General features: G+C 70.3%; 13 protein-coding genes. 10 read left to right on the forward strand and 3 right to left on the reverse strand.

The window, feature by feature from the left end:
* The first annotated feature begins 104 nt into the window (after positions 1–104).
* Together ACZ64A_RS22985 and ACZ64A_RS22990 are read left to right on the forward strand one after the other, a co-directional pair.
* Complete coding sequence (locus ACZ64A_RS22985; protein WP_469812645.1) at positions 105–305, forward strand: hypothetical protein; 201 nt, start codon at positions 105–107, stop codon at positions 303–305.
* Positions 306–349: 44 nt separating this feature from the next.
* Positions 350–1,369, forward strand: coding sequence for an FKBP-type peptidyl-prolyl cis-trans isomerase (locus ACZ64A_RS22990; RefSeq protein WP_469812647.1), 1,020 nt, complete (start codon positions 350–352; stop codon positions 1,367–1,369).
* 60 nt (positions 1,370–1,429) lie between these two features.
* On the opposite strand, the gene ACZ64A_RS22995 is transcribed toward ACZ64A_RS22990, so the two are convergent.
* Entirely contained in the window at positions 1,430–2,527 is a 1,098-nt protein-coding gene (locus ACZ64A_RS22995; RefSeq protein WP_469812649.1) for a LacI family DNA-binding transcriptional regulator, read from the reverse strand.
* A gap of 236 nt (positions 2,528–2,763) precedes the next feature.
* Here ACZ64A_RS22995 and ACZ64A_RS23000 point away from each other — a divergent pair, with 236 nt between their 5' ends.
* The 6 genes from ACZ64A_RS23000 to ACZ64A_RS23025 all read left to right on the forward strand — a co-directional run bounded on the left by ACZ64A_RS23000 (position 2,764) and on the right by ACZ64A_RS23025 (position 9,039).
* The gene (locus ACZ64A_RS23000) at positions 2,764–3,939 is read left to right on the forward strand and encodes an ABC transporter ATP-binding protein (RefSeq protein ID WP_469812651.1); all 1,176 of its coding nucleotides are present in this window, start codon (positions 2,764–2,766) and stop codon (positions 3,937–3,939) included.
* 15 nt (positions 3,940–3,954) lie between these two features.
* A complete protein-coding gene (locus tag ACZ64A_RS23005; protein ID WP_469812652.1) occupies positions 3,955–5,226 on the forward strand; it encodes a polyamine ABC transporter substrate-binding protein in 1,272 nt (423 codons plus the stop codon).
* Between the two features lie 44 nt (positions 5,227–5,270).
* Complete coding sequence (locus ACZ64A_RS23010) at positions 5,271–6,098, forward strand: ABC transporter permease (protein WP_469813216.1); 828 nt, start codon at positions 5,271–5,273, stop codon at positions 6,096–6,098.
* A complete protein-coding gene (locus ACZ64A_RS23015) occupies positions 6,095–6,928 on the forward strand; it encodes an ABC transporter permease (RefSeq protein ID WP_469812654.1) in 834 nt (277 codons plus the stop codon). The genes ACZ64A_RS23010 and ACZ64A_RS23015 overlap by 4 nt, the downstream gene beginning before the upstream one ends.
* Before the next feature lie 84 nt (positions 6,929–7,012).
* Positions 7,013–8,014 (forward strand): SIS domain-containing protein, encoded by a 1,002-nt coding sequence (locus tag ACZ64A_RS23020; RefSeq protein ID WP_469812656.1) that lies wholly within the window; start codon positions 7,013–7,015, stop codon positions 8,012–8,014.
* A gap of 116 nt (positions 8,015–8,130) precedes the next feature.
* Positions 8,131–9,039, forward strand: coding sequence for a PfkB family carbohydrate kinase (locus tag ACZ64A_RS23025; protein ID WP_469812657.1), 909 nt, complete (start codon positions 8,131–8,133; stop codon positions 9,037–9,039).
* Between the two features lie 50 nt (positions 9,040–9,089).
* Here the strand turns inward: ACZ64A_RS23025 and ACZ64A_RS23030 are convergent, their stop codons facing one another.
* Positions 9,090–9,722, reverse strand: coding sequence for a TIGR03086 family metal-binding protein (locus ACZ64A_RS23030; protein ID WP_469812658.1), 633 nt, complete (start codon positions 9,720–9,722; stop codon positions 9,090–9,092).
* Positions 9,723–9,773: 51 nt separating this feature from the next.
* Here ACZ64A_RS23030 and ACZ64A_RS23035 point away from each other — a divergent pair, with 51 nt between their 5' ends.
* Entirely contained in the window at positions 9,774–10,241 is a 468-nt protein-coding gene (locus ACZ64A_RS23035; protein WP_469812660.1) for a MarR family winged helix-turn-helix transcriptional regulator, read from the forward strand.
* Positions 10,242–10,499: 258 nt separating this feature from the next.
* Positions 10,500–12,146 carry an APC family permease gene (locus ACZ64A_RS23040; protein WP_469812661.1) on the forward strand — a complete coding sequence of 549 codons (1,647 nt, stop codon included), beginning with the start codon at positions 10,500–10,502 and terminating at the stop codon, positions 12,144–12,146.
* A gap of 45 nt (positions 12,147–12,191) precedes the next feature.
* On the opposite strand, the gene ACZ64A_RS23045 is transcribed toward ACZ64A_RS23040, so the two are convergent.
* Entirely contained in the window at positions 12,192–13,253 is a 1,062-nt protein-coding gene (locus ACZ64A_RS23045) for an alpha/beta hydrolase (RefSeq protein WP_469812663.1), read from the reverse strand.
* Positions 13,254–13,584 lie beyond the last annotated feature (331 nt).

Here is a 13,584-nt window from a genome sequence, read left to right on the forward strand (position 1 = left end):
CCTGCTGACACCACCGCGAAGCGGTGAGCCCGCCCGGTGGCCGCTGTCGGCCACCGGGCGGGCACTCCCCATCCCCCTCCCCCTACACCCCTCAAGGACCCACGATGAAGCGAGGACCCGCTTTCGGCGCCGCCTCCGTCATCCTGTTCGTCTTCGGATCCGTGTTCGCGATCCTCTACGTCGCCGACCTCACGACGGGTGGCGACGGCCCCAGGGCGTTCATCGAGTCCGCCTGCGCGCTGCTGGCGGGCGCCTGGCTCGCCGGGCTGCTGCACACGCGCCAGGCCGCCAAGCAGCGCCGCTGATCCGAAGCGGCGGTCACCGCCTTCCACGTAGACCGGGAAAGAACATGCGCAAAATCGCCCTCCCTCTGCTTGCCTGCGCGCTGGCCCTCGTCGGCTGCAGCGCCACCAAGACCTCACCCACCGGTCACGACAGCCGCCGTCCCCTGCCGGCTCCGACCGTGTCCGTGGCCCGCCGGCCGGTGCCGCCCGTGGTGCACACCGACGCCGTACTGCCCGAGGTGAGCGGTGACTTCGGGAAGAAGCCGGTCATCACCCTCCCCAAGGCCGGCCCGACCGGGAAGTTCGTGGTGGCCCCCGCGCTCACGGGTCACGGCCGTGTGGTCGCCGACCACGACATCGCGGTCGTCGACTACTCGGCTCGCGCGTGGAAGGCCGGCAAGGAACTGCCCTCCACCTTCGCCGGGGGTGGAAAGCCCGCTCACCCCGTGCTGTTCACGGTCGGCACCGGTTCGGTGCTGCCCGCCTTGGATGCGGCCGTGCGCGGGCAGAGCGTCGGCAGCCGCGTCCTGGTGGTGGCGCCGCCCTCGGCCGCCTACGGCACCTCGGGCAACCCCGCCCTCGGGGTGTCCCCGACCGAGACGGTGGTCTTCGCGGTGGACATCGTCGACGCCGTGCCGGCCAGGGCCACCGTCCACGGCCGGCAGCACGCCGCCGGTGCTGGTCTGCCGAGCGTCCGCGCCGGCGCCTTGGCCGTCTCGATCGGCGTACCCGACACGGCGCCGCCGGCGGGCCTGGTCGTACGCCGGATCGTCGACGGCTCGGGACCACGGGTCGGCGCGGGCCGCACGGTGGTGCTCCGGCGAGCGGGCGCGGTCTGGAACGGCAACCGGGGCACGGACGACGCGCCGTTGTTCGACGCCTCCTGGACGACCGGCCCCACGCCGGTGGTCGTGGGCCGGCACAACCTCATCGAGGGCCTGGACCGGGCCCTGGTGGGCGCGAACGTGGGCAGCAGGCTGCTGGTCGTCGTACCCCCTGCGCTCGGCTACGGCTCCCAGGCCCAGCAGGGGATTCCGGCCGGCTCCAGCCTGGTCTTCGTCGTCGACGTCCTGGCCGCGGGCTGACCCCGGCTCACCGCACGGCCGGGGGGTGGCGGGTTGCGGCCGGTGCGGAGGCCGGTTCCGTCACTCCCCCGGCGCTCGCAGCGGCCGGACGTGCGCGGGGGCCGGGCCGGTCGACTCGCGCGGGACGTAGGTGGTGCGCAGGGTGTGGCGGCGGGGCCGGGCCGTGGAGCCGTCGATGCGGCGGATCAGGATGTCCGCCGCGAGCCTGCCCAGGTCCTGCACCGGCTGGCTGACCACGCTCAGCCGCGGCCTGACGAGGGTGGCCCACTCGGCGTCGTCGAAGCCGATGACCGAGACGTCGTCGGGGATGCGGGCGTCGAGGTCGAGCAGGGCGTCGAGGGTCCCGAGCGTGGCGACGTTGTCCGTGGTGAACAGTGCGGTGGGCCGGTTCTCGGAGCACATCAGCTCCAGGACAGCTGAGCGCGCCCGGGCCCGGTCGTATCCGGTGTGCCTGATCAGCTCCGTTCCGCGCGGGATGCCCGCGGCGCGCAGTGCCTGCCGGTAGCCGGTGAGCCGCTCGGTCGTGGTCCAGATGTCCGCGCCCGGCGCGAGCCGCGCCGTGTTCTCGTCGGGGGACGCCGAGGTGATCACCGCGATGCGGGTGTGCCCGGCGTCGGTGAACCTGGCCACTGCGGCCTGGGCGGCGCCCCGGTTGTCCACGACGACCGTGTCCAGCGCGGCGCCGCTCACCACACGGTCCAGGAGGACCACCGGAATGCCCGAGGCGACGGCCTTGTCGAGGTGCTCGTGGTCGGCCGCCGCGGGCGCCACGACCAGGCCGTCCACGCGCCGCTCGATGAACATCTGCACCGCGGACTTCTCCGTCTCGCCGTTCTCGTCGCTGTTGGCGAGGACGACCTGGAGGCCGGCCTTGGCCGCGACGTCGGTGACCCCGCGCACCGCGCGGGCGAAGTAGGCGTTCTCGACGTCGGCGACGACCACGCCCAGCGTGTGGGTGCGTCCGCTGATCATGCTCCGGGCCACCGCGTTGGTGCTGTAACCCAGTTCGGCGGCGGCGGCCAGCACCCGCTCCCGGGTGGCCGCGCTCGACGAGCCGTATCCGCCCAGGACCCGGGCGGCGGTGGCCTGTCCCACGCCGGCGTGCCGGGCGACGTCGGGGATGGTGACGCGTCGCGGCGGCCGTGGGGTGTTCGGCATGGCGGTCTCTTCGTGAGTGACGGCTCGGCCAACGCCGAGGACGGGGTCGATGAAATCTGCCGCCATTCAACCATTGACGGGCGGCGGCTGCGGGTGGGTAAGGTACGAGCCCGTTGGTAACGTTACCAAAACTCACCGGCGCCCCGCCCGCCCGCCCTTCCCAGGGCCGCCGACCACGACACACCTGTGCCCGCGGTCGTCCTGGTCCCACGCCCCGATCACCGGAGGTTTCACGGATGGCAACCGACACCCTCTCGCCGCCGTCGGCCGCAGGCCCGGCCATCACCCTCGTCGACGTGGTCAAGGACTTCGGCGGCGCCCGGGACGCGGCGGCCGTCCGAGGCGTCAGCCTCTCCATCGGCGAGGGCGAGTTCTTCTCGCTCCTCGGCCCCTCCGGCTGCGGCAAGACCACCACACTGCGGATGATCGCCGGCTTCGAGGAACCGACCCGCGGACAGATCCTGCTGCACGGCAGCGACATGGTCGGCGTGCCGGCCAACAAGCGCGACATCAACATGGTGTTCCAGTCCTACGCCCTCTTCCCCCATCTGAGCGTCGCCGACAACGTGGCGTTCGGACTGCGCCGCAAGCGCCTACCCAAGGACGAGATCCGCGACCGGGTCGAGAAGATGCTGCGCACGGTCGAGCTCGCCGACAAGGCCGACCGCCGCCCCCGCCAGCTCTCCGGCGGCCAGCAGCAGCGCGTCGCGCTCGCCCGCGCCCTGGTCAACCGGCCCCGTGCCCTGCTGCTCGACGAACCCCTCGGCGCTCTCGACCTGAAGCTGCGGCAGTCCATGCAACTGGAGCTCAAGCGGATCCAGCGCGAGGTCGGCATCACCTTCATCTATGTCACGCACGACCAGGCCGAGGCCCTGACCATGTCCGACCGGATCGCGGTGATGAACCACGGCCTGGTCGAACAGGTCGCCCCGCCCCAGGAGGTCTACGAACGGCCCGCCACCGCGTTCGTCGCCGGGTTCATCGGCACCTCCAATCTGATCTGCGGACGGCTGACCTCCGTGGAGGCGGGGACCGGGGTGCTCGACCTCGGCGACGGCCAGCGCATCACGGTCCCGCTGCGCGGCAGCACCCGTACCGCCGCAGCGGCCGTCGAACTCACCGTGCGGCCGGAGAAGGTCACGCTGACCACCGCTCCCGTCGACACGACCAGCCGGATCCGCGGCACCGTCCGGGAGGTGGTCTACCTCGGCACCTCGACCAGCTACACCGTGGACACCGCCGTCGGCGCGGAGATGACCGTCTTCCAGCCCAACGACGGCACCGCCACCGTCAACCCGGCCCGCGGCGACACCGTCTGGCTCTCCTGGTCCGCCGACCACTCCTACCTGCTCACCACCGCACCCGCCCCCGCGACCGCCGCGGAGCCGGCGGACTCCCTCACCTCGCGCTGACGACAGGCAGACACCATGTCCGAGCACTCCACACCCTTCGCGCCCCGGCCGCGCACACCGACTCCACGCGGCCTGTCCCGGCGCGCCCTGCTGCGCGCCGCGCTCGGCACCGCCGCGCTGGCCCCGCTCGCCGCGTGCAGCGTCCCCGGCGCCCGCGTGCACGTCCCCACCGGCAAGGCCGAGATCGCCGAGGCGGTGAGCGGCTTCTGGGCCGGGAGGAAGAGGTCCGGGAAGCTGGACTTCGTCAACTACACGCAGTACATCGACGTCGACCCCGCCGACCAGAGCAAGCACCCCACGCTCACCGCCTTCACCCGCGAGAGCGGCATCCAGGTCACGTACAACGAGCTGATCGACGACAGCGCCTCCTGGTTCGGCAAGATCCAGCCCGAGTTCGCCTCCGGCCAGGGCATCGGTTACGACCTGATGGTCGTCGGCGGCGACAGTTACCTCACCAAGTACATCCAGCTGGGCTACCTCGCCCCGCTCGACCACAGCAGGCTGCCGAACTTCGCCCGGTACGGCGGAGCGGCGTTCAAGAACTCCTCCTTCGACCCCGGCAACGTGTACACCGTCCCCTGGCAGTCCGGGATGACCGGCATCGGATACGACCCGGACCAGGTCGGCCGGAAGATCACCAGCTGGCAGGACCTGCTCGACCCCAAGCTGCGCGGCAAGGTCGGCATGTGGAACGACGCGGTGCAGATGGGAAACGTCGCCCTGCTCGCCGTCGGCGTGGACCCGGAGACCTCCACCCCCGCCGACTGGCGCAAGGCAGCGGCCTGGCTGCGCACACAGCGCGACGCCGGCATGGTCCGCTCCTACTCCACGGCGACCTACCAGTCCTCGCTCCAGCGCGGTGACCTGGCGGCGTCGCTCGTGTACTCGGGCGACGTCTTCCAGGCCAACCAGAGCGGATCGAAGCTGGAGTTCGTCATCCCCGACGAGGGCGGTCTGCTGTGGACCGACAACCTGTGCATCCCCTCGACGGCCGCGCACCCCGTCGACGCCCTGGCCTACATGGACTACGCCTACCGGCCCGAGGTCGCCGCGAAGATCAGCGAGACCGTGCAGTTCGTCTGCCCCGTCCCCGACGCGCAGCAGGTCATCGCGCGCGACGCGGCCGCCGCCACCGGCAAGCGGCACACGGTGCTCGACGCGCTGAGCACCAGCCCCCTGGTCTTCCCGACCAAGAGCGACGAAGCGAAGCTGCGCCATCTGCGGGTGCTCGACGAGGAGGAGGAGAAGCAGTGGAACGCACTGTTCGAACCGATCTACCAGGCCTGACCCGGCGGCGGCGCCGTCCCGGGGCCGCACTCGCCCCCTACTGGATGATCCTGCCGGGCTGGCTGTGGCTGGCCGCCTTCTTCATCACCCCCGTGATCGTGATGGTGTCGCTGTCGTTGCAGACCGGCGACTTCATCGACGGCTTCCGCCAGACATGGCACTTCAGCACCTACGCCGACGTGGTCCACACCTATCACGTGCAACTGGTGCGTTCCCTGGTCTACGGCGCCGCGGCCACCGTCTCCTGCGCCCTCGTCGGCTACCCGGTCGCCTACTGGATCGCCTTCCGGGCCGGCCGGCACAAGTCGGCGTTCCTCTTCCTGCTCCTGCTGCCGTTCTTCGTCTCCTTCGTCATCCGCACCCAGTCCTGGAACGTGGTGCTCGCCGACCACGGCGTCCTGCTCGGACCGCTGAAGGACATGGGCGTGCTCTCCGCGGACTTCCATCTGCTGGCCACGCCGTACGCGGTGATCGGAGGACTGACGTACAACTTCCTGCCGTTCATGGTGCTGCCCGTCTACGTGGCCCTGGAGCGGGTCGACCCCAAGGTGATCGAGGCCGCCACCGACCTGTACGCCTCGCGGACGGCCACCTTCCTGCGCGTCGTGCTGCCGCTGTCGCTGCCCGGCGTCTTCGCAGGAGTGCTGCTGACCTTCGTGCCCGCCTCCGCCGACTACGTCAACGCCGGCATCCTCGGCGGCCCCTCCACCACGATGATCGGCAACATCATCCAGACCGAGTACTTCACCAATCTCGACTATCCCGGCGCCGCCGCCCTGTCCTTCGTTCTCATGGGCGCGCTGCTGCTGGCCGTGTTCACCTACGCCCGGGCCCTGGGCACCGACGAGGTCCTGGAGGCGGCCGCGCGATGACCTCACAGACCCTCTCCCCCGCCACCCCTCGGTCACGTCCCGTCCGGCAGGCGCGTCACCGCCGCCCCACGCTGTCCCTGTACACCCTGCTCGTGCTGGCCTGGCTGCTGCTGCCGATCGCCGTCATGATCCTTTTCGGTTTCAACGACACCGCCGGCAAGGTCAACTTCACCTGGCAGGGCTTCACCCTCACCTGGTACCGGCACCTGTTCGCCATCCCCAATCTGACCTCCGCCCTGGTCAACAGCCTCACCATCGCCCTGGTCGTCGCCGTCGTCGCCACCCTCCTCGGGACCCCGATCGGGCTGGCGCTCGGCCGCTACCGCTTCCGCGGCCGGGGCTCGGTGGACCTGCTGATGTTCGCCGCCATCGCGGCACCGGAGATCGCCCTCGGCGCCGCCCTGCTGTCGCTGTTCATCGTCATGGGCGTGCCCCGCGGCTACTGGACGGTCGTCATCGCGCACGTGGCGTTCTGCATCCCCTATGTCGCCATCACCGTGCGGGCGCGCATGGCCGGGCACGACCCGACGCTGGAGGAGGCCGCCCGTGACCTGGGGGCGGGCCCGTGGACGGCGTTCCGGCTGGTCACCCTGCCGATGCTGCTGCCCGGTGTGGCCTCCGGCGCGCTGCTGTGCTTCGCCCTGTCGATCGACGACTACGTCGTCACCAGCTTCAACGCCGGCCGTACGGTCACCTTCCCGCTGTGGGTCTACAGCGCCAGCCGCACCGGCGTCCCCCCGCAGGTCAACGTCATGGGAACGCTGATCTTCATCGGCGGCCTGATCATCGCCGGCGCGAACGTCCTGTTCTCGCGGCGCCGCGCGGTCTGACCCGCTCCGGTCCCCCGCGCCCCTCGGACACCGGTTCCCCGGCACCCGCCGGCCGGTGCGGAACAACCTCAAAGGAATCTCACCGTGCTCAAGTTCAACGAAGCCGAGTTCGTCTCCCAGACGGAAAGCCTCGTGGCACTGCGCCCCCAGATCGAGAAGCTCGTCGACCGCCTGATCGACGAGGGCTACGACAACGTCCTCCTCGTGGGCGCCGGCGGGACGTACGCGCAGATGTGGCCCTACGAACACCTTGCCCGGCGCTCCTCGCTCCTGCCGGTGAGGGCCGCCGTCGCCGCCGAACTGGTCGCATCCGGTGACGCCCGCCTCGGCGAACGCACCGCCGCCGTCTTCACCTCCGTCTCCGGCACCACCGAGGACAGCCTGCGCGCCATCGACTACTGCAAGTCCCGGGGCGCCCACACCATCGGCTTCACCGGCATCCCCGACTCCCCCGTCGCCCAGAACGTCGACACCGCGCTGATCTCCGCGCCCAAGGCCTGGCCGTTCGACGTCCAGTTGCTGCTGTTCATGGGCCGGTTGCTCTCCCGCCGGGGCGAGTTCGAGGGCTACGAGGACCTGGCCGCCGAACTCGCGGACCTGCCGCGCGTATTGGTGGACGTCGCCCGGCAGGCAGAGCCGGTGGCGGCGGCCTTCGCAGAGGCCCACAAGGACGACGACTACCACTTCCTCATCGGCGGCGGAAACCTGTGGGGGTTCACCTACCTGTACTCCATGTGCATCCTCGAGGAGATGCAGTGGCTGCGCACCACGCGGGTGCACAGCGCGGAGTTCTTCCACGGGTCGCTGGAACTCCTGGAGGAGGACACCAGCGTCGTCGTCTTCCAGGGGGAGGACGAGACGCGGGCGCTGACCGACCGGGCCGAGGCCTTCGCCAAGCGCGTCTCCAAGAACGTCACCGTCTTCGACACCCGCGACTACCCCTTGGAGGGCATCAGCCCGCAGTTCCGCGGACTGCTCGCCCCGCTGGTGCTCGACACCGTGATGGACCGGGTCAGCAAGCACCTGGAGCGGGTCCGGGACCACTCGCTCGACCTGCGCCGCTACTACCGCGTCATGGACTACTGACCCGTCGGCTCGGTTCCCCCCGTCCGTCCACCCCGTGCGCCGGTGCCCCGGTACCGGCGCGCCCATGGCGGGCGCCGCGTCCGTCGTACGCCGCGTCCGCGTCTCGGGAGACCCTGATGAACGTCCTCGGCTTCGGCGACAACACCATCGACCGCTTCGTGGACCGCGGCACCGACTACCCCGGCGGCAACTGCGTCAACGTCGCCGTCTACGCCCGACGACTCGGCCTGGACTCCGCTTATCTGGGAGTGTTCGGTGACGATGACCTCGGCGCGTTCCTGCGCACGGCGGTGGCGGCACAGGGCGTCGCCGTGGACCGCAGCGTCGTGCGTCACGGCGCCACCTCGGTCTCCACCCTGCACGTGCAAGGCGGCGACCGGGTCTTCCTCGGCTACGACCCCGGCGGCGACTTGGTGCGCGAACCTCTCGTCCTCGACCCCGGCCTGTCTGCCTACGCCGCGTCGTTCACGCTCGTGCACTCCAGCGTCTACTCCGGCACCGAGGCCGAACTCCCCCGGCTCGCCGCGGCCGGCCCGCTGATCAGCTTCGACTTCTCCGACGAGGAGGAGTACCGCACACCTGCCTACCTCGACCGCGTCTGCCCGCACGTCGACCTGGCCCTGCTGTCCTGCTCGCACCTGGACGAGGCGGCCACGGCGGCGCTGCTGACCGAGGTGACCCGCCGGGGTGCGGGGCTGGCGCTGGCCACTCGCGGCCTGGACGGGGCTCTCGTGCACGACGGCCGCGTCACGCTCACCGCGCCGACCCGCGCGGCCGACCCCGGTGCCCTGCGCGACACGATGGGGTGCGGCGACGCCTTCCTCGCCGGGTTCGTCGTGTCGCTCCTGCGCGACGGATGGTCCCGGCGGATGCCGCCGGCCCCGGCAGCCATGGAACGTGCCCTGCGGCAGGGCACTGAGGCGGCGTACCACCAGTGTTTCGTGGAGTCCGCCTTCGGCTGCGGCCGGCCGACGCCGGCCGAACACGCCGGCGAACGGAGTACGAGCAGTCCCGCGTCCAGCTGACGGCCCTTCAGAACGCCCAGCTTATACCGGCTCAGGGGACGCCTGCCGGCTCACCGGTCGGTGGAAGCACGCTGCGGCGGAGGGGCCCGGGAGGGTGATCGGCCGAGGTGGAGCAGGATGCGGGACAGGGGGTCCCGGGCGACGGGCTCGGGAAGGGACGTGGCGAACGCGGCGCCGGGTCGTAGGCGGTGAGCGCCGTCCGGGACGGCGAGTGCGATGGGGAGGGTCGCGTCCAGGAGGTCGGGGGCCGGAGTGAAGGGGAGGCCGAGAGCACGGGCCGCGTCCCAGGCGTGCACCACGTAGTCAAGGAGGTGGAAGCCGATGGCCCGGACCGCTGGGAAGGCGGACTCGGTGCCGAATTCCGGCAGGGTGAAGTCCTGGTCGGCGGAGCGCACTTGGGCGAAGGCCTCGATGACCGCGTCCGCGGCGGTCATGTACCGCCGGATGGTTCCCGGCCCTGGCTGATCGGCCTTCCACTGTGCGAGGTCGGCGCCCTCCCCTCGTGCCGCTGCCGCGAAACCCCGGTGCTGGACCGTCATGTGCTCGATCAGCTCGCCCAGATCCCACGCCACGCAAGGGGTGGGACGCGCGAGGTCCTCCAAGGTCGCGCGACGGACCACGGCGACGCTGTCGCGTACGGCGCGGGCGTCCAAGGCTCTGACAGAGGATAATTTGGTATGCATCCGCTTACGGTAAGCAGATGTTTATGGTGTGTCAACGAGTATGGTCTCTCCATGGCTGGGAACACCGGATCGGACAAGCGCCCTGACCTCGCGGCCATGATCGTTCCGCTGGGTCGCGCGCTGGTGGCCGCGGAGCTGCCGCTGCTGCGCGAACACGGACTGACGATGTGGGCTTACGGCGTGCTGCTACGGCTCGACGACGAACCCGTGCGCACCCAGGCCGCGTTGGCCCGGGACATCGGCGCCGACAAGACGCGGATCATCGGCGTCCTCGACGACCTCGAGGAGCGCGGGCTCATCCGTCGGCAGCCTGATCCGAGCGACCGGCGCGCCCGTCTGCTCTCGCTCACCGCCCAAGGGCGCCGGGTGCGCGACGCGGCGCAGTCTGCGATCCGGGAGCGGGAGGAGCGGCTGCTGACGCGGCTTCCGAAGGAGGACCGGCGCGGCTTCCTGCGCGCCCTGCAGGCACTGGCCGCACTGCCCCCCGCCGACATCACCGGAGAGCCCGCCGCGCCTTGAGGGGCGGCCATCCTCGTCCGGCGCCCACCGGCGTACGGCGGGCCATTCCAAAAGTTCGCATCACTGGTCACTCTTGCCTCCTGCAACCAACTGTTACCTCTGCTACCGCCCTGGCACGTTGGCCGCCGTGCGATCGGCCGTCTCCGGCGGCTGCAAGTTGTTGGACAGGAACAATGCGGGGCGGCCGACTGGTGACCCCGCCGGGGCCGCGTGGCAGCATGGTGATGCAGGTGCCACCCTTTCGAGGGGGTGTGGGTCATGACAGTGTCAGAGGCGAAACCCGGTCCACGGACACACAAGCCCGGCCTCAGGCGCGAGATCGGCTTCATCGGCCTCATCTGGGCTTCGGAAGGGTCCATCATCGGATCCGGATGGCTCTTCGGCGCACAAGGCGCCCTGGCGGCCGCCGGACCGGCGGCGATCATCTCATGGGCCATCGGCGGCCTGGCGATCCTGATTCTCGCGCTGGTGCACGCCGAACTCGGCGGCATGTACCCGGTCTCGGGCGGCACCGCGCGCTTCCCGCACTACGCCTTCGGCGGCGCTGCGGGTGCGTCGTTCGGCTGGTTCTCCTGGCTGCAGGCAGCCACGGTGGCGCCCATCGAGGTGCTGGCGATGATCACCTACGGCCAGCACTACTCGTGGGCGAGCGGCTGGGAGAAGATCAAGGGCGGCCAGCACGTCCTGACCCCGCCGGGCATCGCCGTCGCGGTCGGACTGATGGCCGTCATCACCGCCATCAACTTCCTCAGCATCCGGCTGCTGGCCCGCACCAACAGCGCCGCGACCTGGTGGAAGGTCGGCGTCCCCCTGCTGACGATCTTCGTCTTCGCCATCGCTCAGTTCCACACCGCCAATTTCACCGCGGCCGACGGCTTCAACCCCTATGGGGCCAAGGGAATCCTGTCCGCCGTCTCCACCAGCGGCATCATCTTCGCGCTGCTGGGCTTCGAACAGGCGGACCAGCTCGCCGGCGAGAGTGCCAACCCGAAACGGGACATCCCGCGGGCCGTGATCGGGTCCATCGTCCTCGGCATCCTGATCTACATCCTGCTGCAGGTGACCTTCCTCGCCGCGCTGCCCGCCTCCCAGATCGGCCATCACTGGGCCAATTCGGCGTTCACCGCGCTGAGCGGACCGTTCGCGCAAGTCGCCACGCTCATCAGTCTGGGCTGGCTCGCCACCATTCTTTACCTCGACGCCGTGATCTCCCCGGCCGGCACCGGCCTGATCTACATCACGGGCTCCTCGCGGGTCTCCTACGGCCTGAGCCGCAACGGCTACGTACCGTCCGTCTTCGAGAACACCAACCGGCGCGGTGTTCCGTGGGTCGGTCTCATCACGGCGTTCATCATCGGCTGCATCTGCTTCCTGCCGTTCCCCAGCTGGCGTTCCCTGGTCGGCCTGATCACCAGCGCGAGTGTGCTGATGTACGCCGGCGCCCCCCTGTCGTTCGGGGTGTTCCGCAACCGGCTGCCCGAGGCGCACCGGCCCTACCGGCTGCCTGGCGGCCGTGTGATGTCGCCGCTCGCCTTCATCGTCGCCAACCTGCTGATCCTCTGGTCGGGCTGGACCACCGACTGGAAACTGGGCGTCGCCATCCTCATCGGTTACGTGATCCTGGTCGCCAACAGGGTGTTCAACATGAACCCCATCACCCCACAGCTCGATCTGCGCGCCGCGCAGTGGCTGCCGGCCTACCTGGTGGGTATGGGGCTGATCGTCTATCTGAGCGACTTCGGTCCGCTCAAGCACCCGTGGTTCCCGCTGTGGTGGGACATCGGCGTGACGGCGGTGTTCAGCCTGATCATCTACTACTGGGCCATGGCGGTCGCTCTCCCCGGCGAGCGGATCCAGTACATGGTCGACCAGGTCGTCGTCCCGGAGGAGGAGGAGGTCCTCTGAAACGCTCGTGCGGGCTGCCTGCCTCCGGCGTCCGCGGCATCCGGATCAGTGGGGGGCGGCCAGCCACTGGCTGAGCCAGGCGAAGGCCGGCGGGTACTCGGCCGACCAGGTGTGGTAGTTGTGGCCGCCGGTCGGCAGGAACAGGGTCCGCACCGTGACCGGCGAGGAAGCCGCGGCGGCGCGGAACTCGGTGATGTAGGAGGGCGGGCTGAGGCGGTCCTCGCGCGAAGTGGCGAGGAAGAGGCTCACGGGCGACTTCACGTGCCGGACCAGAGAGGTCGGGCTGTTGAGCCGGCGTGTCCTCGCGTCCGGAAGGACCGACGCGTCACCGGTCAGCGGGTCGGGGTCGAGGGCCGCGCCGGCACCGTAGACCTTCGGATACTGCAACGGCAGCTTGACGGCGCAGAAACCACCGGTCGAGAAGCCCAGCAGGCCCCAGCCACTGGCATCCCGTATGGTCCGAAACCTGTGATTGACCAGGTCCGGCACGTCCTGGGCCATCCAGGTCGCGACCTTACGGTGTGGCAGGTCGGTGCAGTCGGTGTCCACGCTGCCCGGGTTGACCACCGGCATCACCAGGATGAACGGAAGCGTCTTGTTCTGCTTCAGCAGGTCCGCGAAGGCACCCGGCATCCCGCCGTGTTCCAACCAGGACTGCGGAGACCCGGGCACCCCGTGCAGCAGCACCACCACCGGGAAGCGCTGGTGCCGGTAGGCCGGTTCGTCGTACTGCGGCGGCGTCCAGACCAGCACCTGCCCGGACAGGTCGGACTTCTGGCCGTGGAAGTACGTGTCGAGGACACCGCCCTTGGTGCTGTGCGTGAACTTCGCCCGCTGCACCGGCGGCCCGGGCATCGCAACCGCGTTCGTGTTGTTCGTGGTGCCCAGCAGGTCGTCCCACGACGCGTACAGTCCATAGCTGTTGTTGATCCAGGCGGCGACCACACTGATGGCCGTCAGCTGGCACACGGCGATCATCACCGCATGTGCCAGCCACCGCACCGGCCTCGGTCCGCGGACCTTGGTCCACAAGGCGATCGTCCCGATCATCACCAGGATCGTCGCGGCGACCAGGACGATGAAGAACGACGTTCCGGTGAGGGACACGCGACCACCTTTCTCCACCAGGACGCAGCGGGTCGTGCCGGCTGGACCGTCCGCCATACCAACGTATGCGAGCCACTTCATCAGAGGGAACTCGACAATCATCGGTTCCATCCGTTGGAGCAGGGCCCTTGCCGGTCGGGCGGCTGCCCTCACCTGCGGATCATCAGGGCGCGCCGGCCAGTCGATCAGGCCGGCGCCGCGCTGCTCGCCCCCGGCCGCCCCCTCCCCCGCCTCCGCACGGTCACCGCAGCCCGCTGTCGAGGCGGCGGTTCCCCTGTCCGGCCCAATGTCGGTGCGCCGGAGGGGCGGGCCGGCGTGGTGGGTGTGACCG

The organism is Streptomyces sp. NPDC104814 (genome assembly GCF_055583185.1).

What these genes read in the sequence shown, in the direction of transcription:
- ACZ64A_RS22995 (WP_469812649.1), bottom strand. Translation starts at nt 2,527, where the DNA reads ATGCCGAACACCCCACGGCCGCCGCGACGCGTCACCATCCCCGACGTC.
- ACZ64A_RS23015 (WP_469812654.1), top strand. Translation starts at nt 6,095, where the DNA reads ATGACCTCACAGACCCTCTCCCCCGCCACCCCTCGGTCACGTCCCGTC.
- ACZ64A_RS22985 (WP_469812645.1), top strand. Translation starts at nt 105, where the DNA reads ATGAAGCGAGGACCCGCTTTCGGCGCCGCCTCCGTCATCCTGTTCGTC.
- ACZ64A_RS23005 (WP_469812652.1), top strand. Translation starts at nt 3,955, where the DNA reads ATGTCCGAGCACTCCACACCCTTCGCGCCCCGGCCGCGCACACCGACT.
- ACZ64A_RS23040 (WP_469812661.1), top strand. Translation starts at nt 10,500, where the DNA reads ATGACAGTGTCAGAGGCGAAACCCGGTCCACGGACACACAAGCCCGGC.
- ACZ64A_RS23010 (WP_469813216.1), top strand. Translation starts at nt 5,271, where the DNA reads ATGATCCTGCCGGGCTGGCTGTGGCTGGCCGCCTTCTTCATCACCCCC.
- ACZ64A_RS23025 (WP_469812657.1), top strand. Translation starts at nt 8,131, where the DNA reads ATGAACGTCCTCGGCTTCGGCGACAACACCATCGACCGCTTCGTGGAC.
- ACZ64A_RS23035 (WP_469812660.1), top strand. Translation starts at nt 9,774, where the DNA reads ATGGCTGGGAACACCGGATCGGACAAGCGCCCTGACCTCGCGGCCATG.
- ACZ64A_RS23030 (WP_469812658.1), bottom strand. Translation starts at nt 9,722, where the DNA reads ATGCATACCAAATTATCCTCTGTCAGAGCCTTGGACGCCCGCGCCGTA.
- ACZ64A_RS23000 (WP_469812651.1), top strand. Translation starts at nt 2,764, where the DNA reads ATGGCAACCGACACCCTCTCGCCGCCGTCGGCCGCAGGCCCGGCCATC.
- ACZ64A_RS22990 (WP_469812647.1), top strand. Translation starts at nt 350, where the DNA reads ATGCGCAAAATCGCCCTCCCTCTGCTTGCCTGCGCGCTGGCCCTCGTC.